The sequence below is a fragment of the Arthrospira sp. PCC 9901 genome, from assembly GCF_059013425.1.
Map to the genome: position 1 here is coordinate 1,727,785 of NZ_CP102296.1, position 20,200 is coordinate 1,747,984.

Consider the following 20,200-nt stretch of genomic DNA (forward strand, 5'->3'; position numbering starts at 1 on the left):
ACCATAACCCTTACAAAGCTTTCCGGACAAAACTCAAACTCAATGACCGTCATCGCACCTTGATGGCCAAACACGCGGGTTATGCTCGGTTCGTGTTTAATTGGGGATTACACTTATGGATGTCAGCTTATGAAGAGGGACTCAAGCCTAATATAAACTCCATTAAAAAGGTTTTTACTAATTATGTGAAACCTCAATATCCTTGGATGTCCGAATTGTCTTCTAAAGTTTATCAATATGCCTTCATTAATCTAGGGGATGCCTTTAAGCGCTTCTTCAAGGGAATAAGCAGTTATCCTAAATTTAAGAAGAAAGGCTACCATGATAGCTTTACCCTTGACAATTCGGGAAAGCCATTCAAGTTGTCAGGAACTCGCCATAAGCTGCCTTTTGTGGGCTGGGTTTCTACATTTGAGGCTCTACCCGAAAGTTGGGTTAAGAAAGTCACTATAACGCGCCAAGCAGGTGACTGGTATATGAGCTTTTTCGTAGAAATCACGCCAGAAATTACACCGAAATATCGAGAGAGAATCGGGGTAGACCTAGGAATTAACAATTTGGCGACTTGCTCCGATGGGACCCAATTCTCTAATCCCAAGGCTTATAAAGCAGCCACCCAAAAACTAGCCAGATTACAACGTCATTTAAGTCGCAAAGTCAAAGGCTCGAAAAATTGGGCCAAATGTCTCTTAAAAGTTCAAAAGCTACATCAAAGAGTAGCAAACATTCGGCGGGACACCATTCATAAAATAACTACTTTTTTGGCTAAAAACCACAGCCAAGTAGTCATTGAAGATTTGAATGTGTCTGGAATGCTGAAAAATCATGGTTTGGCGGGTTCTATCGCTGATGCTTCATTTTATGAGTTCCGTCGGCAACTAGGTTACAAGGCAGAACGTTATGGTTCAAAGTTGATTATTGCCGATAGATTTTATCCATCCAGTCAACTGTGTTCTAATTGCGGTTATCGTCAAAAAATGCCCCTAGTCCGTCGGACTTTTGAATGTCCAAACTGTGGCCTGAAGATTGATAGAGATTTGAACGCCAGTATAAATTTAGAAAAATCGCCTGGTTCAGACGATTACACTTGTGGACGGGGTGCTGCCGACAGTCCCGGACGAAGCCAGAAATAAACATCAAGATCCGGCTATGTCCGGTTTTGTTTAAGTTTTATAGAGCAGAGTAACCAGTTAGCCATAGTAGCGCGCCGGGTTTGTCTCGGTCCAAAGTTTCCAATAGTGTAGCCTTTAAAGCCTAGTTCCTCTTTCAGGAGTTGTTTATTTTCTTTAGGTATCGACCGGGTGAGTTGAACAGTAGCCGGACGGCTTTCGATAAAGTCCGGGGGTTCTCGATATGTTTCTCGCCACTGTGTATCAACCTGAGTTACATCCCAGCGATCGCTTTGTTCATCATAGCGATAACCGAGATAATACCACACCAGTTGATTAACAGTGCTGTCCTCTATTTCCTCATTGAGAATCGCCCAAATCGTATCAGTATTTAGGGGGGGTAGTTCAGACATAACCTAGGTTGTAGTTTCAAGTTAGTTACATGGTGGGGGTAATGAGTTCCAAAGGTCCCAATCCCAACTCATCAGGAGAAACAGAGCGCAATTCAACCAATGCCATCATGTCCTTAAAACCGGGCTGACCACGAGAAGCGCCCGTCAACCCCATAGCAATAATTAAACCACACCAACCCTGAGTTTGGCTACAGCGTTTTTCCCAATTTTTCCTAGCCCGCTGATGAGTCGGGTCATCTTCCATAAATTCCCCAAACAAATGCAATTCACCATTTTCCGTCTTCAAAATTCCCAGGTCATAACTGCGACCCTCCATGGGATCTTTCCCTGAGTTAAAACATATTCCCGCTAATCCTCCAGCATCCTCCAAATTTTGAATTAGTGTTTTCGCCTTCGGCTTAGACGTTTGAATCAAAATCACAGGTAAACCATCCCCTTTCTGAGGAATATCCACATCAGAAGGCTGGTAGAACTCCGTATTGTTTCGCAAGTAATCCACCGTTTCCCAAGGAATTACACCTAAACTCAAAAATGATTTAGGTGGGATCAAATCATCTCGTAAGGTAGGGGAATCAAACTCCTCCTCGTCATCTTCCGCTGCTTCCACCATTTCCAGAAGTTCATCAGCCACCTCTGGTAAAGTTTCCACCTTCACCGAAATCATTTTAGTTTCAGATGTATCAGGTACAGAACAAGATATGCGATAGCGTTTAGACAGCTTAGGAAATGAATCCTCACTTAATTTATAGCGAAAATCTCGTAAGAATCGGTGCAGTGCTTCCAAGGCTACCATCATCACCGTGGCTTCTTCTTCGTAGATGACCGATCGCAAACCTTCTAAGGGGTGTAAATTACCAAAGTTAGGTTCAATCTGCGATGCTGATAAAGTTTCCCAGATTACGTCCTCCTCGTCATCTTCTTCTGACAAAGGCTCAAAGGTGACAAACAGACAATCTTGAGTTAAAAATGCTTCTTCTAGGTTATCAAAAGGTCGGTCAGCAATAACTCTTTCTCGAAACCTTTTTAAAGATTCTAGGGAACGGTACATTAGCACCCCATAATCCATCCCTAACTTACCCAGTGTAGAAATGTAGAGAGTTCCTACGTCTAAGTGATTGATTTCTATAGAAATAATTTGATGTTCCCCTAATTTATCCCAAGGTGCATCTTTCCAAATTTGCTCGGCTTTTTTGAGCAGGGGATCTACAAAGGGTTCGGGGAGTTGAGGAGGGCGACTTTCGGCTACTTCTTGGAGTCCCCTAAATATCTCATCAATTAGTGGTAAATCTGGTACATAGTCTATAACTATATCGAGTTCTTGTAGGACACCGCGCAGGAAAAACTGAATTTCGCGATCTTTGACCACAATTTTGTGAGGGCGGGCTGCTGGGGTAGGGCTTTGGGGATGTTCCATCGCCCTGAGTAAAGTTCGGACGATCGCTTCTGGGCCAATATTAGCCGATACCATATCCATTGACCGTACCATTCCCTGAGAACCGTCAACCCAAATGATGCAGTCATTATCAGCCTCTATATCTGTTTCCAAACTAGGTCGAGACTCGTGAGACATGGGACGGCGATCGCCCTCCCACACGCTAGGAATGGAGGGTAGTTTTTGTAAACGACGAAGGGTTGAACGATTGAGAAATGTCATTTAGATAATTTATAATATCGAGTAGTGCTACCAGATTAGGATTTTACACAATTCTCAGAACCAGGAAAGGACCCGCTCCGTTTATAGTACCAGGTTGTTTGTCCCGGCTGTAGCCCCTAATTTAGATTGTATGACAAAATACCAAATTCGGGTAAATGCGATCGCGCCCAGATTAGATCTGGCTGTAGGACTGGGTTTCCGCCCCTAGCCAGGATCTCCTAGACCGTGATCTTAACACTCTCCCATTCTGCCATGCTAAGGATAGCAGGTAACGGTTCTCAATAGTCCGAGCCAGTCGTCAGACCTATCTCGATCTCTAGTTCACGCTTGGCGAAAATCATAAAAATCAAGGAGCTTAATTTAATCGCAGATTAGTTGAACCAATTAGGGCGATGCGCTACAATACCAAGTATTGTGCGAGACCTTCGGGTATGAAATAGAGCTGAAATGGGCGAAATAACTACCCGGTGAGGACTTCAACCCCTTGGTTGATTGGGTCGCATCCCTGACCATCCCATAACACAGCCGGATTTTTTGGCCCACCTTCGAGACTTCCAATATGGTTGCCAAGGTGAAGCGTCTAATCAGGTCTAAGACTGCCCGCGCCATGCTGACATGGGCGCATTATCGATTCAAACTAACCCTGAGACATCAAGCGCGGAAATAACTGAACAGTTGTAGATGTGACCGAAGAATACACCAGCAAAACCTGTACTCACTGTGGTCATGTTCATTCCCAGCTAGGTGGCTCAAAAGTGTTCCGATGTCCTGAGTGCGGGTTCACTCTACCACGGGACTGGAACGGTGCTTTTGGAATCTTTCTAAAAGCTTTGCGGGATACCGCCTCTGTTACCTTAACGGGTAATAGTGCTATCGTCGCATTGTCCAGGAACAACCGGAAAAATGTCGCGTAAATGTATCAGTTAGGAAAGCCAATGACACAAGCAACTGAGTCTAAAACCCCAACCCAAGGAATTCAGATGACTGATGCTGCTGTTCAGCAGGTGCTTTTCCTGCGCGAGAAGCAGGGTAGAGACCTCTGTTTACGGGTGGGTGTCCGTCAGGGGGGATGTTCTGGTATGTCCTACATGATGGATTTTATTGAACCCGATAGCATCCAGGATACCGATGAGGTCTTCGACCATAATGGTTTTCAGGTTGTTTGTGATCCCAAGAGTTTGCTGTATATTTATGGTATGGTCCTTGACTACAGCAACGCTTTGATTGGGGGTGGGTTCCAATTTACTAATCCTAATGCTAGTCAAACCTGTGGCTGTGGTAAGTCCTTTGCTACTTGATTTTTGACGGACTACATCAGGTATGATTAAAGGCGATCGCAGATTGTAGTTAGACAATGGCGATCGCTTTGTTGTCTGTAATACTTGCTATCTAAGGATGAAAACTACTGAAGAACTGTTTAAGGAAGGATTTGAGCGTTATCAAGCTGGGGAAGCTATGGATACCTTAATCCCCGTGTTTCGTGAAGTGTGCGATCGCTCTCCTAAAAATAGTAACGCCTGGACTAGCCTAGCTTGGTTATACCTCCTTGCTGATAAACCTTCTGCGGCTTATAAAGCCGCCAAGTTAGCAGTTAAATTAAATCCCCACGACCCCCAAGCTAGGGTAAATTTAGCCGTATCGATGTTGGATTTACAAAAACCCGGGGTTCGTCCCCATGTAGAAATGGCTCAACAGATGATTATGGCTGATTCGGAGTGGCTAGAGGAAGTCAAAAAAAATTTGGACGATGGATTGACTCGCAAACCTGAATGGAAAAGTTTACTTAGGGTTAAACAATGGCTGCTAGAACTTTAGCAATACTAATTTGATGATATGCTAACATATAGCATATCTAGTAATAGACCTGAAATTATCGGGTCTGTTCACGGCAATTCAAGTAAATTCCAGTTGAATAGGGCGACTGAGTAAATATTCCTACTAGGTAGCTCTTTAAACTCCTTTACAAAAAATAATATTATTTAACCAACAATCGGGGAAATAAATGATAAGATTTGGGAACTTCACACATTAACAATCTTATTTGAAGTTAGCAGACCAATTTGATAACACAAGGAGTAGAAATAACTATGGGCAATGATAACCAGGTTTACGTTAAGGCTGATACCCGCAATCATAAAGGCTTTTTTGTGCAGCAGGGTGCTTACAAGTTAAAAAACATTGAAGAGTCGGGCTGGGCGTTAATTTGCTTAGATTCCGTTTGCTACTATGTCGATCCTGATAATTTACAATCATCTCAGTCAGGGGAGAGTGCAGAATCTTAGAGCATTAAATACTAAGAGTATATACCTATAAATTAGATAAATTAGGCTGTCCTCACAGGTAAGGACAGCTATTTTTTTTGGGGGGGTAACAATCAGTCAAATGAGTATGATTACTGATGGCAGTAGGGAAGTTGATCACCATACCAAATAGATTCTATCTGTTGAGCGATCGCCTGTGCTTCCTCATGTAAAGTATGGGGGTCTTCAGTATCAATTAACACGGTGACATGACCCAGTTTGCGACCGGGACGGGACTGAATTTTCCCATACCAGTGAACTTTAGCTTGAGGAATAGCGGCGAGTTGTTCCCGTTTAGCTAAATAGTCATTTTCCGCCAACTCAAACCCCAACAAATTCACCATCACCGCGCCGCCACATTTAAGGTCAGGATTTCCCAAAGGTAAACCAGAGACCGCCCGCAAATGTTGTTCAAATTGGGAGGTATGACAAGCATCAAGGCTAAAGTGACCGGAATTATGGGTGCGGGGGGCGATTTCATTCACCAAAACCTCCCCAGAAGCGGTCAGGAAAAACTCAATACCAAATAGCCCCACCACGTCTAAACCATGGAGAAGGGTATGGGCTAATCGATTAATTTGATCCTGTAAATGGGTGCTAATCTTAGCGGGGGCGATCACCCGATGACAAACCTGATCATGTTGGATAGTTTCCACAATGGGATAAATAGCGACATCTCCGGTGACTGACCGGGCGGCGATCGCTGCCAATTCCCGTTCAAAGGGGATAAACTCCTGTAGTAGCATGGGGGGATAATCAAACTTCGCCCAGGTAGCCTTCAAGGTAGCAGCATCAGGAATGATAAAGGTTCCCTGGCCATCATAACCATGCCGTCTAGCTTTGAGAACTACCGGATAACCCAAACCTTGTGTAATCTGAGGGTTAAGATCCCCTTCAGCCCTTGTTAGCGCCTCAAAACGAGGCACAGGCAAGCCTAAACCTTGTAATTGAGATAATTGCTCAAATTTATCTAATAGGGGTGCTAAAGCCTCCAGACGGGGGCGGAAACAGACCCCGGCTTCTGCCAATACCCGGAGGGCATCAAGATCAATAAACTCATTCTCAAAAGTAATGACATCGCAGCGTTTAGCTAACTCCTGAGTAGCGATCGCATCAGCAATATTTCCTAAAACCGTATCGGCGGCGATCGCCACAGCCGGATCACTATTATGGGGAGTTTGGACCACCAGAGACACCCCCAAATTCTTAGCCGCACTAGCCATCATCCAAGCTAATTGTCCGCCGCCAATGACACCAACGCGGGTAAGTGTTTGATTGGAAGGGGGGGGCATAAGGGTGACGTTCATCGTAAAAAACCTCCGCGACACTTGACGGTTTTATGTGATTAAAGCTGATCAATCTGTTTGGCTTGTTCAGGAAGACTTGCTTGTTGCTGACCCTGCGATCGCCATCTAGCATTAAGTAGACCTATGGGAGTCCCCACCACATCAACCCACTCACCGCGACCTATAATCGCCTTAGCGCCATTGATGGGCAATTCTTTGACTATCCACCGCCCCAGGCTATATATGTAGTCTTTAGGCTGCATTTGAGGCATTAAATCCACGCCGTGGATTTGGTGAAGATAGCGGTTGGATTCTCCATAGCGTCGCCACTGACTTTGTAATCCTTTTAGGGTGCTGCGGTGGCGATGTTTAACCTGTGCTTTTTCCATAAAGGCTAACTTGTAGCTGGTTTGCTGTTGAATGCGCCAACACAAATCAGCATCTCCCCCGGTGGTGAGATAGGGACGAAATAACCCCGTTTTTTGGAATGCGTCTCGTCGCACGGCTAAATTAGCGGTTTGACCGTAGGGATAAAAAGGGTGTGCGAGGGTGTGTTTTTGGGAAAGGGTATCTTGGCGGCTGGCGTGTTTTTCTAGGAGAGTGTTTCCGGGTAAAGCGATAATTTCCCCTGCTACTATGCCGATTTGATCATCTCCAAATGGTTGTACCAGGTTTTTTAACCATTCCGGTTCTGGGCGACAGTCAGCGTCGGTAAAGGCGATAATTTCGCCTCTGGCGGCGCGGATACCACGATTTCGGGCGGCGTAGGAACTTTGGATTTGATTTTCCGTCAGGGGTCGCAAGGGCAGGGTTGGATCTTGGGTAGCTGTTTGCAAAATTTCCCCAGTGCGATCGCTGCTGTTATTGTCTACTAGCAGATACTCAACCTGATTAGTTGGGTAAATTTGCGATCGCAAACAATCAATCAAATCTGGCAAATCAGCTTCGCCGTTATAGATAGGGATGACAACAGAAATATATGGCATAATAGGCAGTTCAAATTGAACTTGTTAACCACACCAAAAAATCCCTAACCAGCTATCAGAAAAACCACCCAAATTAGTAAGCCTTGTACACAGTAGAAACAGCCTACAACTTGAGTTTCTGACCAGCCAGAAAGTTCGAGGTGATGGTGAATTGGAGCCATTTTAAACAGACGTTTACCAACTCCGTTGGCATCTTTAGTCGCCTTGTAGTAGGTCACTTGGGCAATGACAGACAGGGTTTCGATTAAGAAAATCAAACTGATAATTAATAACACCCAGAGGGTATTAGTAATCAAAGCCACCCCAGCTAAGGCTCCCCCTAAAGCTAAGGCTCCTGTGTCTCCCATAAATACTTTAGCAGGGTTGCGGTTGTGGGAAACAAATCCTACACAAGCGCCGGACATACAGGCACAAAATAGGGCAATTTCTGGGTAAGTGGGGGCGAGATATGCGGCCATTCCCAAAAAGGCGATCGCTCCTAATCCTCCCATTAAACCATCAACCCCATCAGTTAAGTTAGTGGCATTACTTTCCGCCACCTGAACGAATGTAGCGAAGGGCCAGAATAACACCCCTAGGGATAGAGTTAAGCCAAAGGGTAAAGCGATGTTAGATGCTACCGAGGCCTGATTGTAGGCTAACCAGATACAGAATAGCACTGCAAACAACACTTGCAGCGCCAATTTCATCTTAGCAGAGATACCTTTATTAGATTTTCGTCTCAAGATTTGCCAGTCATCTATGAACCCCACTAAACCAAAGGCAGCGGTGAGCGCACAAATTGCCATCACATTAGCATCAAATCCTGAGCCGGCTAGTGCGATCGCAATACCGACGGGAATAAAGAAAATCCCTCCCATGGTTGGGGTTCCCGCTTTCTTGAGGTGGGCTTGCGGACCGTCTTCCCGAATAAACTGTCCCGCTTTAATCCGGGTTAGGATGGGGATCATCCACTGTCCGGTCGCCGCCACGACCAAGGCGCAAATGGTAAACGGTACGAACAAGGAAATATTAGTAGGCCATAGGTGGCTTACTGTCATATCCAAGCCAATGGCGAAAGCGCTCAATCCTAAACAAAGGAACAGTAATAAATACGATCCTGATAGTTGTAGGGACTTGGAGTTAGCAAATTTACTATCCACAGGTTTTTCAATCAATCCTCAACACCAAAAACTTTGTAGGCAAATACAATTTGCACTAGGGTAACTTATGAGTCCCCATTGATCAATCTTCCTCAGTCGAGACCCGCACTCAATCGCTACTCCGATTAGTGGCACTGTTCCTTAGTCTTCGTCGATTTCATCATCGCTATCCTCATCAACATAAGAAGCATCATCAACGATGAGTTCTGATATTTCTTCTTCGTCGGGCCTGTAACTATTCACAGGTTCCTGAACAGTGTCTCGCGGAATCAAGCGCCCAGTCTGGGTTAGCCAGTCTAACAGGGAAACCTGCTGTTTAGATGGAATCACATCAGCGGGTTCATGGCTTGGGGTTTCGCGCAAAGAGGGATTTTGCATAGGTTTTGGTTTCGTGATTCAGTTAATGGAGTCTATTTACATAGGTTTTAACAGTTGACTCCGGCTAAGAGTCTCAGGAGTCATCCCCTCGACTCTATTGCGCCTGAGTTAGTTTACTGTGGCTCCTATATGTTTATTAGGCAGAAAGTACCAATAGAGATCCATATTGAAGCCGTCCATAATTTACCACGATTCCTAAGACAATCTACATGATTTGACCAAATTTTCCGCACTCCCACCCGTAAATCCTTCTACCCAAACCCGGGAAGAGGTTGCGGAGTTCTACGCCTGGTGCTGCTGAGGGTCTGGCTGTTGGGTACAAGAAACTGCAGATAATTGATTGATTTTTGTATATCCTGATTTGCAGGTAGCCGAATGGGTCGCCCTTTTTGTTTAAATGGCATGATGCAAATCTTCGGGTTTCAGGTGGGAATGAATCACCTGACCATCTTTAAACCAAACTACCCTTTTGGTTTGGCGGGCTACATCGGGTTCGTGAGTTACCATAACTACAGTCATGCCGCTGTTATTCATTTCGGTGAAAATATCCATGACTTCCTGGGTGGTTTTGGAGTCTAAAGCTCCTGTCGGTTCGTCTGCTAGTAATAATACTGGACGGTTGACAATGGCGCGGGCGATCGCCACCCTTTGCTGTTGTCCCCCAGATAGTTGGTTGGGTTTGTTGTGCATACGATTTTCTAAACCTACCCTAATTAGGGCCTCTGTGGCTCGTTCTCGCCTTTCCTTGGCGGAAATTCCCGCGTAGAGCATTGGTAACATCACATTATCGAGGGCTGTCATTTGTGCCAGAAGGTGGAATTGCTGAAACACAAAACCAATTTTTAGGTTCCGAATTTTGGCTAGTTCCCCTTCATTCATTTGGGCGACACCTACCCCGTCTAATTGATAAGAACCTGAACTAGGACGATCTAAACAGCCGATAATGTTCATGGCTGTGGATTTTCCTGAACCGGACGCTCCCATAATTGAGCAGTATTCTCCTGGTTCTACCGTCAGGCTCACACCATTTAAGGCTTTAACTTCTATGTCTCCCATTCCATAAACTTTGCTCACTCCTTCTAAATGCACGATCGCTTTTGGTGACTCATTTTGAGATTTATTCCCAATCTCTCTCGGAAAGGTTTTCATAATCTTTGCTTATATTAAGTTTTGTAACAAAATTATCGCCCCCGCCGATAGGGGGATGGGAGGGGGTTGCTTAGTTGAGTATCTTGTGCTATTATTAAATAATGGATATATTTGCAATTTTTTTATTTAAGTGAATATTTCCATTATTTAACTTGCCACTTTCATCGTAGCAGTTTTCCCCCGTCCTGTCAACCCCCTGGGCGCGGCGGGAGGTGGGTTGAATAAAAAATCAACAAAAAAAGGGGACTAGGGAGAGGGAGCCAGAATTTAATCCAAGATTTGCTTGACATCTTAGGACAATAAGGTACAATAACCCCAAAGATTCGCAACTCAATAATGAGTATACGGTCAAACCCCAGACCATGCCAAATTTCCTTGACGACATACTCATCAAGTCGGATTCTTCATGGTAAAATCCAATCATGGTGCGAGACGTTTAGGAGTCAAATAAGGCTGCAATGCCTGAAATAACCTCCTAGTGGGACTTTCACCCCTTGGTGAAATATAAGGGACTCGTACCCTGACCATCCCATAACTGTTTATATGTCCCAACGTTTGGTATAGAAATATACAAAACAAGGCAGGGAACTCAAGGTCAAAACGCCCAACTGGAAATATTAATGATTCCTTAACAATTGCGTTGAGAGTAACGGCGATAGCCACCCCCAGTTTTGGGAATCATAACCCCAGGATTGAAGCGGGGAACGGAAGGCGTGAAGTAGAACCTACTACCAAATGCGACCACTGCCAACCATCCATGATTAGGGAAACCGAATGTCCGGCTTGAACCATCGTAATGATTTAGCAGCGAAACAGGTTGATACGCTGCGTTCAAAAGAGCAAGGGGAAAAGTAGGGTAATCATGACATCACCTACACAGACTTTTAAAAGTACCCCGGTGGAGAGGACAAATCTAAAGATGGAATGCCCGTATAAACGGAACGTTTAAACCCCTTTTAGGCTCTCAAGTGGCAGGATGTACCTGCGGAGTAGTGAAAGTGTAAGCGTATACCTTTAAGGGGAAAGGATGTGACTGAAAGCCAATGCCTAACTGTAATGGTTAGGATATGCCCACTAGTCACGGTGTGGATATAGAGACTGCGACAATTAGGAGTGTTTACGACGAAAGCGAGTTTAAACACTACGATGTTGTATTTAGCTCCAAAAGTTGAAATCACAAAAGCAGGGAGTCGTTACCCTGTTCCCGATGTCAAAAGGGGTATCCACATCAGGAGCCGTGTGATGTGAAAGTATCAAGCACGGTTTTGAATTGGAGTTGGGGAAGGCGACTTCCCTTTCGACCATAACCCTTACAAAGCTTTCCGAACCAAACTAAAACTCAATGACCGTCAAGCCACCTTGATGGCCAAACACGCGGGGTATGCTCGGTTCGTGTTTAATTGGGGATTACACTTATGGAGGTCAGCTTATGAAGAGGGACTCAAGCCTAATATCAACTCCATTAAAAAGGTTTTTACGAATTATGTGAAACCTCAATATCCTTGGATGTCCGAATTGTCTTCTAAAGTTTATCAATATGCCTTCATTAATCTAGGGGATGCCTTTAAGCGCTTCTTCAAGGGAATAAGCAGTTATCCTAAATTTAAGAAGAAAGGCCACCATGATAGCTTTACCCTTGACAATTCCGGAAAGCCATTCAATCTGTCAGGAACTCGCCATAAGCTGCCTTTTGTGGGCTGGGTTTCTACATTTGAGGCTCTACCCGAAAGTTGGGTTAAGAAAGTCACTATAACGCGCCAAGCAGGTGACTGGTATATGAGCTTTTTCGTAGAAATCACACCAGAAATCACACCGAAATATCGAGAGAGAATCGGGGTTGACCTAGGAATTAACAATTTGGCGACTTGCTCCGATGGGACCCAATTCTCTAATCCCAAGGCTTATAAAGCAGCCACCCAAAAACTAGCTCGATTACAACGTCATTTAAGTCGCAAAGTCAAAGGCTCGAAAAATTGGGCCAAATGTCTATTAAAAGTTCAAAAGCTACATCAAAGAGTAGCAAACATTCGGCGGGACACGATTCATAAAATAACTACTTTCTTGGCTAAGAACCACAGCCAAGTCGTCATTGAAGATTTGAATGTGTCAGGTATGCTGAAAAATCATGGTTTGGCGGGTTCTATCGCTGATGCTTCATTTTATGAGTTCCGTCGGCAACTAGGTTACAAGGCAGAACGTTATGGTTCAAAGTTGATTATTGCCGATAGATTTTATCCATCCAGTCAACTGTGTTCTAATTGCGGTTATCGTCAAAAAATGCCCCTAGTCCGTCGGACTTTTGAATGTCCAAACTGTGGCCTGAAGATTGATAGAGATTTGAACGCCAGTAGAAATTTAGAAAAATCGCCTGGTTCCGACGATTACACTTGTGGACGGGGTGCTGCCGACAGTCCCGGACGAAGCCAGAAATAAACATCAATATCCGGCTATGTCCGGTTTTGTTTAAGTTTTATAGAGCAGAGGAAGAAGAAGAAGACGAAGTAGTAGGTGCAAACTCTGCGAGGATATGGGTTAGGGTAGGAAAGCGGGTAATTTCGCCGAAGGTAGAGGGACTAACAGGGTTTTGGTAAGTAAAATGGCGGTAATTCAAACAAAAGCGGTCCCAGTCAGCCATTTGTACGCGAAATACAATGATGAAAAAATTAGCCAACCACAGAGAGAGAGAAATGGAGAAATAGATAGATTTGTGATAGTAGGCACAAGTTTCGGCGATCGCCTGATTTAATGTCAAGGGTGGGTTTCCTAAAACCAGCCATTCAGGTTGTGGAGACTGTGGGGGATGATTAACTAAATATTGGACAACTGTAGCAATATCGGCGGCGTGGACAAAATGAAAACTCGCATCAGCCTTAAACCAGCGAATCAGATTAATCCAGCTTACCACCTGTGGTAGACCAGAGGAAAGATGGGAATAGGGTTTATCTGTATCTCCCCCCAAAACCAGGGTAGGGAAGAGAACCCGCAAGGGGGGAAAATCAGGATAGTTTTGGGAAATCTGCTGCAAACAATGATATTTTGAGCTAATATAATCGGTGCCAATTTCTCCAGCTTCGGGGATGAGTTGATTTTGGCGGTCAAGGACACTGGCGGTAGAGAAATAAATGACTTGCTGACAGCGTTGATGATCGAGGGATTTGAGTAAGTGGTGGGTACTGGTTATATTAACATCAAAGACTTCAGGTTTTCCGCCCCATGATGTGGCTGCCAAAATGGCGATATCAATGGTTTTTAATAAGTCGGAGAATTTATCAATCTCTCGCAAATCACCTAATAAAATGTGAATATCTGGTCGTTTTTGATAATCAAAGCCTAGCTTGTCTGGATTACGAACAAAAAAGTACAGTTCATAATTAGTGTGATTAATTAAACTTTCGGCGATATAGTGACCAATGCAGCCACTAGCACCAGTGATGAAAACTCTTTTGGTCATAACAAAACAAGAGGCAGGCGGACAACAGAGGAGACAGGCTAAGAGAGGGAGAGAGAAGAGAAGAGGCAGGGGGGAATCAATGATTAATGATTAATTAATTGTTCCGACCAGGGGAAACACCCCCTCTGCAAGTAACTGTTGACTATTGACGATTCTTAAAAACCAGTTTTTGGGAAGGTATATTGATGGATACCGAAAACCGTATAAGAAACCCATTTTCTGAGAGTCAATAAGATGTGACAGTTAGACATGAGTTGCCAATAGTTGATCTGCTTGTTTGGCAGTTTCAAAGAAATAGGCAACATTTTCCTCTGGGGTCTTCTGTAAAACTCCATGACCGAGGTTAAGAATATGACCTTGGTTTCCGGCTTTGCGGATAGTTTCCAAAATGCGATCGCGGATAGTTTCTTTAGATCCAAATAAAACACAAGGATCAATATTTCCTTGTACTCCCAAATGGTGACCGATGCGATTTCTAGCTTCAGCCATATCCACGGTCCAGTCAACGCTGATCAGATCAACTCCAGATTTACCCATTCTTTCTAAAATTCCGGCACTGCCGTTAATATAGAGAATCAGAGGGGTATCAGGATGTTTAGCTTTGACCTGTTTAACGACTTGCTGTTGATAGGGTAAAGCAAAAGTTTCAAAGTCCTGGGGGCTTAATTGACCCGCCCAAGAATCAAACATTTGCACAACCTGGGCCCCGGAGTCAATCTGGTAACAGGCGTAAGTGGCGATCGCAGAAGCCAGTTTACCCAAAAATTGGTGTAGCATGGCAGGTTCACTGAATGCCATACTTTTGATAATAGTGTAATCCTTAGAACTTTTGCCTTCGATGGCATAAGCTGCTAGGGTCCAAGGTGCGCCTACAAATCCTAACACGGCTGCTTTGTTGGCAACTTCGCGGCGCAGAGTTTGGAGAATTTCCCGAATAAATGGCAGGGAGGCTTCTGGTTCGATAGGATGTAGTTGGTCAATTTGAGACTGAGTGCGGATAGGCGGATCAATGATCGGACCTTTGCTTTCCACGATGTCGAAATCAATGCCTATACCGGGTAAGGGAGTCAGGATATCTGAAAATAGGATCACTCCGTCTGGCGCGAAGGCGCGGAAGGGTTGTAGGGAAATTTCCACGGCGATATCTGTTTTTTCAGAGCGATCGCGGAAGGAGGGATATTGTTCCCGCAGATCGCGATATGCTTTCATATAGCGACCCGCCTGCCGCATCATCCACACGGGGGGACGGTCTAAGGCTTCACCACGCGCAGCGCGCAACAGATAAGGGGTTTGGGTCGAGTCGGTCATGGGTAATTAATGTTACTTACTAAGTGAAGGAATAATTGATTGAGCCATTTAGTAGCTTACCATTATGCGATCGTCTGGGGATATCTCTGGCATGAGGAGTTAGCCCAAGTTTGGTAAAGAATTGTAACGTTGATCTGCCATGGGCTACCACTAGGGTTTGTGGTGGTGGCGCTGGGGGATTTTTTGATGTTGACTCACCTGGTCTACTTCTGACTCGGACTTCCTCAGAGAGGGACTGGTCAAATTTTGGTTTCTAATAGGGTCGGAGAAGGGGGAGAAATTTGGCATTTTTGCAGGCGGGAAAATATGGCTAGGTTGAGTTGTTCATTACAACGGATAGCCGGGGAGTTTGGGGGCTGACTATCCCGACAAATGTGGGATTTTTTGATGAATGAATTAACAGAGGCAAAGGTTAAGGGGGTATCTGGGTCTAACTGCTGAAATTTTTGCCAGATTTGATGTTGTCTGGTTAAACTGAATTCCCCCTGGCTGGCTTGGTGCCAGGTTTGGTCAATTTGGCTTAATTCGTGACAGGGAAACTTGGCGATATCTTTGGGGGTGAGTTCCTGATTTTTTTTGCCCAGAATTAACAACATCATTCGATAGGTCTGACGTTCGGCTTTTTGCCAAGCACCAAAGCTGATTAAATCGGCAAGGCGATCGTAGTCGGGAGGGAGGGGGGCTATCTGATAGTTTATGGAGTTGGTTAACATACCCATCCCTAAAGATAGGAGACTACAAATCAGGGTAAAAATAATCATTAAATATTCAGGTTTTGCCATTAATTATTTATCGGGTAGATACAACTCTTCTTAGCACTTTAATGGTGGCGATCGCCTCCTGTGCTACCTGGTCAATTTCGGCTTCTGTATTAAACCTTCCTATCCCAAATCTCAGGGAGGCATAAGCTAGATTTTCGGGGACTCCCAAGGCTTTTAAAACGTGGGAAGGTTCAATGCGGGTTGAGGTACAGGCGGAACCTGATGATACTGCCATTGTTGGCTGTAATGCTAATAGTAATGCTTGACCATCTACCCCGTCAATACTGACATTTAGGTTTCCGGGTAAGCGTTGGGTAGGATGACCATTCAGACGGATATTGTCGAGGGTTGACAGTTGATTCCAAAGGCGATCGCGTAATTGGGTTAACCGTTTGGCTTCGGTTGCCATTTCGCTTAAAGCTAGTTTTACTGCTGCACCAAATCCGACAATTTGAGGGGTGTAAAGGGTTCCTGAACGGATGCCCCTTTCTTGTCCGCCGCCGTGAATTTGCGGGGCGATTTTGACGCGGGGTTGGCGACGACGCACATACAGACAACCAATGCCTTTGGGTCCATAGATTTTGTGGGCAGTTAAGGACATTAAATCAATGTTCATTTCTTCGACATCTAATGGTATTTTACCCAAGGCTTGCGCCGCGTCTGTATGAAATAATATTTGGCGATCGCGACAGATTTTCCCGATGGCTGCTAGGGGTTGCAATACCCCGATTTCGTTATTAGCAGCCATGACTGAAACTAGAATTGTATCGGGTCTCAAAGCCTCTTCTAGTTCGGTTAAATCAATTAAGCCATCGGGTTTAACGCCGAGTAAAGTTACCTCAAATCCTAGGCTTTGTAAGTAATCGTAGGGGTCGAGGACTGCATGGTGTTCTGTAGCCACAGTAATTAGATGACGACCCTGGCTAAAATAGGCTTCTGCTACTCCTTTAATGGCTAAATTATTGGCTTCGGTTGCGCCGCTGGTAAAAATTATTTCGGTGGGGGTAGCATTAATGGCATCAGCGATAATTTGTCGCGCTTGTTTGACGGCGGCTTCGGTTTCCCAACCATAGAGATGATTGACACTGGCGGGGTTGCCAAAGTGTTCGGTAAAGTAGGGAATCATCACTTCTAAAACGCGCTTATCTACCGGGGTAGTAGCATGACAATCAAGATAAATAGGACGTGCAGACATGGGTGATAACTTTGATTAATACTTGAGACTATTATTTAGAGTGAGTAGATAGCCATAGGTTTGGTAGCAAAAGGGGGAATGATGGGGAATAATATATTGATGAAATCCCCCAGGGGTCTATCTTTAAATGAATAATCAGAATAAAAGGCTGTGGGTATGGTAGCCCAAAAATCAGATCTAGGGTATGTATACACAGAATTTATATCCATAGCGCCGAGATTATTATAATTTAAAATCGGTAATTTTCCTAAAATTATGGTAAATTTACGGTCAATAGATTATAATAGGTAATATCTAGGTTTTGAGAGTTGCGATTGCTGGCGATCGCCGTTTCGCCAAGCCTATCAACATGGCTATACTGGCTAAATTCAGATTACCCCAGAGCTAACTCTGAAGAAGTCCACCAAAGCGTTGATACCCAATTAAGGGATGTGGTGACTCAGCGCCAACATCAAACTTTTGAGAACTCCTATGGTCAAAATCAATTGAGCCTAGGAGAAAGGGATGATTCTGGCGCGTAGAGATTTGGGTTGAGGAAGACGAAGTAGCCGAACTAGCTAAAATGGGGGTAAGATCATAATTGTTCAATACATCGCACAACAGATCCGATAAATCATGACTACTTTAGCACTGACTCCAGAAAATGTGGAAACCGTCCTGGATGAACTACGTCCCTATTTGATGGCTGACGGTGGAAACGTGGAAGTTGTAGAACTTGACGGTCCTATTGTCCGGCTACGGCTTCAAGGAGCCTGCGGTTCCTGTCCCAGTTCGACGATGACGCTGAAAATGGGGATTGAACGCCGTCTGCGGGAAAGAATCCCGGAAATTGCGGAAGTTGAATCAGTTATGTAATAACTGTCACTGTTAGTTTCAGGTTTAGGGGGTTCTCACCAGTAGCGGTGGTGGAACTCCCTAATTAGCCAGAGGCTGGAGGTTAATTGTCCAGAGGCAGTTTTTTGGGCAGAATTTACCCTATAATTTATTGTTGAGGAACGATAATAACTAAATGGGGATCGGGGAGTTGCTCAGGAAAATGGGTAATTTACTCGGCTGTTTCTCCAGAAAGAGAGTTGAGTTTTGCTCTCGGAGTTGGGGGATAAACAGACATTTCCTAAATCCATCTGTCCTCAACAATTCCAAGTTTAAGTGCATCAATGCGTATTCTTCTGGTTGAGGACGATTTACACCTAGCAGATGCTCTGGTCGCCATGCTGACGAGCCAGAAATATCAGGTAGATGTCGTCAATGATGGACAGCAGGGATGGGAATATATCCAAAGCAGCAGTTATGATCTGGTTTTACTGGATATAGAACTACCATTGCTGGATGGTATTAGTTTATGTCATCAATTACGATCGCATAATTTCCAAGTTCCGATACTGCTATTAACGGCGCGCAATAATCAACAGGACAAAGTTAAAGGCTTAGACGCGGGAGCCGATGACTACATGGTGAAACCGTTAGATATTGCGGAATTATCGGCTCGTATCCGTGCTTTGCTGCGTCGTAGTAGCGAGGCGACATCATCAGTATTAACCTATGAAAAAATGGTTTTGGATACTAGCACCTGCGATGTTAGTTATAACGGAAAACCGCTGAAACTCACCCCGAAAGAATATGGGTTACTAGAACTATTGATGGGGAACCGTCAACGGACTTTCAGTATTGATAAAATCCTAGATAAGTTGTGGACTTTTGATGATCCGCCTTCTGCTAATACGGTCCGCGCTCATATTAAGGGATTACGACAAAAACTGAAAGCGGCTGGTGCGGGTGCTGAGTTTATCGAAACTGTCTATGGGTTAGGATATCGGCTAAATCAGAATTTGGAGAAACCCCATTCAGCGACAGCGAGGGTTAACTCAGAAACCGATAGCGATCGCCAATTCCAACTGAATCAATCGATCCAAAAAGTTTGGGAAAGATTTAGAGAGACCCTAGATGATCGGATAATCACGATTGAAAAAGCGATCGGCGCGGCCAATGATGGACAGATCAATCTGTTAATGCAACAACAGGCGCGACAGGAAGCGCACAAACTAGCGGGATCACTGGGAACGTTCGGACGGAGGGAAGGGTCAACTGTGGCTCGTGAAATCGAGCTGATCCTGCAACTTGACACCTCCCTAATTAGTGAACACCTACCATCTCTATCTATTCTAATTGATCGCCTGCGTCAAATAGTCGAAACCGATCGCCCCAACAATTGTACCTCTGACCAACAGCAAATCGACTCTCCCCGGCTACTAATCATTGATACGGACGAGCCATTTATCCAAAACTTAATTATAGAAGCGAGTCGTCATCAGATCCAAGCGGAAATTATCACGGAAGAGGCGACAATACGCCAAATATGCGATCGCACTCCCAGCGGTAGGGAAAAAAATATGCTTCAACTCCTCCCCTCTCCCCAAGTAGTGCTACTGAACTTTGATCGCTATCCTTTCCGTCAGCTATTAGTTGACCTGACCCAACAAAAGCCCCCCATACCGACGGTAGTATTCACCACCCAAGGAGATATCAGCAAGCGGGTAGAAGTAGTGCGGCTAGGTGGTAGTGCATTTTTAGAAAAACCTGTCACCATAGAAAGGGCGATCGCAGTAGTCAGGGATGTTTTCCGTCAGTATTATGCCATCAATACCAGGGTGATGATTGTCGATGATGACCCCCAAATGTTAGCAGCAATCCAAGGGTTACTGCAACCTTGGGGTATTCAAACCATAACCCTAGACGACCCTCGCCAATTTTGGAAAACCCTGGAATCAAGCCACCCTGACTTGTTAGTTTTAGATATAGAAATGCCGCATCTTAATGGCATTGAATTATGCCAAATTGTCCGCAATGATCCTCGTTGGCGAGGTCTCCCAGTTCTGTTTGTCACCGCCCAAACCGATCGCCAAATTCGCGAGCAAGTTTTTCAAGCAGGAGCCGATGATTATTTAACCAAACCTTTCACCGGATCGGAACTTGCTACTCGCATTGTTAATAGACTAAAAAGAACTCAGAACCTAGCCACCAAAACCGATTTTGCCCATAACTAAACCCGCTAGATATTCTAGCTATTG

19 protein-coding genes and 1 pseudogene are annotated in these 20,200 nt (G+C 44.6%); 9 read left to right on the forward strand and 11 right to left on the reverse strand.

Going from position 1 to position 20,200, the window contains the following annotated elements; translation table 11 throughout:
• The first annotated feature begins 62 nt into the window (after positions 1-62).
• Positions 63-1,133 carry an RNA-guided endonuclease InsQ/TnpB family protein gene (locus NLZ44_RS07535; RefSeq protein ID WP_493752361.1) on the forward strand — a complete coding sequence of 357 codons (1,071 nt, stop codon included), beginning with the start codon at positions 63-65 and terminating at the stop codon, positions 1,131-1,133.
• 14 nt (positions 1,134-1,147) lie between these two features.
• Here the strand turns inward: NLZ44_RS07535 and NLZ44_RS07540 are convergent, their stop codons facing one another.
• Together NLZ44_RS07540 and NLZ44_RS07545 are read right to left on the reverse strand one after the other, a co-directional pair.
• Positions 1,148-1,522 carry a DUF1823 family protein gene (locus tag NLZ44_RS07540; protein WP_493752362.1) on the reverse strand — a complete coding sequence of 125 codons (375 nt, stop codon included), beginning with the start codon at positions 1,520-1,522 and terminating at the stop codon, positions 1,148-1,150.
• Between the two features lie 25 nt (positions 1,523-1,547).
• Positions 1,548-3,176 (reverse strand): DUF6930 domain-containing protein, encoded by a 1,629-nt coding sequence (locus NLZ44_RS07545; protein ID WP_493752363.1) that lies wholly within the window; start codon positions 3,174-3,176, stop codon positions 1,548-1,550.
• Positions 3,177-3,696: 520 nt separating this feature from the next.
• On the opposite strand from NLZ44_RS07545, the pseudogene NLZ44_RS07550 reads away from it, so the two are divergent.
• From NLZ44_RS07550 to NLZ44_RS07565, 4 genes and pseudogenes are all read left to right on the forward strand, one after another.
• A pseudogene (locus tag NLZ44_RS07550) lies at positions 3,697-4,090 on the forward strand (zinc ribbon domain-containing protein); the annotation flags it as partial.
• Positions 4,091-4,111: 21 nt separating this feature from the next.
• Entirely contained in the window at positions 4,112-4,474 is a 363-nt protein-coding gene (locus tag NLZ44_RS07555; RefSeq protein ID WP_111891075.1) for a HesB/IscA family protein, read from the forward strand.
• Between the two features lie 97 nt (positions 4,475-4,571).
• Positions 4,572-4,991: a tetratricopeptide repeat protein gene (locus NLZ44_RS07560; protein ID WP_006623072.1), complete on the forward strand. Its 420-nt coding sequence runs from the start codon at positions 4,572-4,574 to the stop codon at positions 4,989-4,991.
• Between the two features lie 272 nt (positions 4,992-5,263).
• Complete coding sequence (locus NLZ44_RS07565; RefSeq protein ID WP_493752364.1) at positions 5,264-5,458, forward strand: hypothetical protein; 195 nt, start codon at positions 5,264-5,266, stop codon at positions 5,456-5,458.
• A gap of 110 nt (positions 5,459-5,568) precedes the next feature.
• Here NLZ44_RS07565 and NLZ44_RS07570 read toward each other — a convergent pair whose 3' ends face one another.
• The 5 genes from NLZ44_RS07570 to NLZ44_RS07590 all read right to left on the reverse strand — a co-directional run bounded on the left by NLZ44_RS07570 (position 5,569) and on the right by NLZ44_RS07590 (position 10,417).
• Positions 5,569-6,783: a 5-(carboxyamino)imidazole ribonucleotide synthase gene (locus NLZ44_RS07570; protein WP_493752365.1), complete on the reverse strand. Its 1,215-nt coding sequence runs from the start codon at positions 6,781-6,783 to the stop codon at positions 5,569-5,571.
• Between the two features lie 38 nt (positions 6,784-6,821).
• Entirely contained in the window at positions 6,822-7,748 is a 927-nt protein-coding gene (locus NLZ44_RS07575) for a glycosyltransferase family 2 protein (protein ID WP_493752366.1), read from the reverse strand.
• Between the two features lie 44 nt (positions 7,749-7,792).
• Positions 7,793-8,890 carry a phospho-N-acetylmuramoyl-pentapeptide-transferase gene (mraY, locus tag NLZ44_RS07580; RefSeq protein WP_493752367.1) on the reverse strand — a complete coding sequence of 366 codons (1,098 nt, stop codon included), beginning with the start codon at positions 8,888-8,890 and terminating at the stop codon, positions 7,793-7,795.
• Positions 8,891-9,031: 141 nt separating this feature from the next.
• Entirely contained in the window at positions 9,032-9,268 is a 237-nt protein-coding gene (locus NLZ44_RS07585) for a DUF3134 domain-containing protein (protein WP_493752368.1), read from the reverse strand.
• Between the two features lie 393 nt (positions 9,269-9,661).
• The gene (locus NLZ44_RS07590; RefSeq protein WP_006623077.1) at positions 9,662-10,417 is read right to left on the reverse strand and encodes an ABC transporter ATP-binding protein; all 756 of its coding nucleotides are present in this window, start codon (positions 10,415-10,417) and stop codon (positions 9,662-9,664) included.
• Positions 10,418-11,779: 1,362 nt separating this feature from the next.
• On the opposite strand from NLZ44_RS07590, the gene NLZ44_RS07595 reads away from it, so the two are divergent.
• A complete protein-coding gene (locus NLZ44_RS07595; protein WP_493752369.1) occupies positions 11,780-12,850 on the forward strand; it encodes an RNA-guided endonuclease InsQ/TnpB family protein in 1,071 nt (356 codons plus the stop codon).
• Positions 12,851-12,887: 37 nt separating this feature from the next.
• On the opposite strand, the gene NLZ44_RS07600 is transcribed toward NLZ44_RS07595, so the two are convergent.
• The 4 genes from NLZ44_RS07600 to NLZ44_RS07615 form a co-directional block, all read right to left on the reverse strand.
• A complete protein-coding gene (locus tag NLZ44_RS07600) occupies positions 12,888-13,868 on the reverse strand; it encodes an NAD-dependent epimerase/dehydratase family protein (protein ID WP_493752370.1) in 981 nt (326 codons plus the stop codon).
• Positions 13,869-14,111: 243 nt separating this feature from the next.
• Positions 14,112-15,176: a uroporphyrinogen decarboxylase gene (gene hemE / locus NLZ44_RS07605; RefSeq protein WP_111890848.1), complete on the reverse strand. Its 1,065-nt coding sequence runs from the start codon at positions 15,174-15,176 to the stop codon at positions 14,112-14,114.
• A gap of 239 nt (positions 15,177-15,415) precedes the next feature.
• Positions 15,416-15,958: a GUN4 domain-containing protein gene (locus NLZ44_RS07610; protein ID WP_493752371.1), complete on the reverse strand. Its 543-nt coding sequence runs from the start codon at positions 15,956-15,958 to the stop codon at positions 15,416-15,418.
• Positions 15,959-15,965: 7 nt separating this feature from the next.
• Positions 15,966-17,132, reverse strand: a complete 1,167-nt coding sequence (locus NLZ44_RS07615; RefSeq protein WP_493752372.1) for an IscS subfamily cysteine desulfurase — start codon at positions 17,130-17,132, stop codon at positions 15,966-15,968.
• A gap of 308 nt (positions 17,133-17,440) precedes the next feature.
• Here NLZ44_RS07615 and NLZ44_RS07620 point away from each other — a divergent pair, with 308 nt between their 5' ends.
• The 3 genes from NLZ44_RS07620 to NLZ44_RS07630 all read left to right on the forward strand — a co-directional run bounded on the left by NLZ44_RS07620 (position 17,441) and on the right by NLZ44_RS07630 (position 20,176).
• The gene (locus NLZ44_RS07620; RefSeq protein ID WP_493752373.1) at positions 17,441-17,653 is read left to right on the forward strand and encodes a DUF3386 family protein; all 213 of its coding nucleotides are present in this window, start codon (positions 17,441-17,443) and stop codon (positions 17,651-17,653) included.
• A 94-nt stretch (positions 17,654-17,747) separates the two neighbouring features.
• A complete protein-coding gene (locus NLZ44_RS07625) occupies positions 17,748-17,987 on the forward strand; it encodes a NifU family protein (protein ID WP_006623085.1) in 240 nt (79 codons plus the stop codon).
• A 302-nt stretch (positions 17,988-18,289) separates the two neighbouring features.
• Positions 18,290-20,176, forward strand: coding sequence for a response regulator (locus tag NLZ44_RS07630; RefSeq protein WP_493752374.1), 1,887 nt, complete (start codon positions 18,290-18,292; stop codon positions 20,174-20,176).
• Positions 20,177-20,200 lie beyond the last annotated feature (24 nt).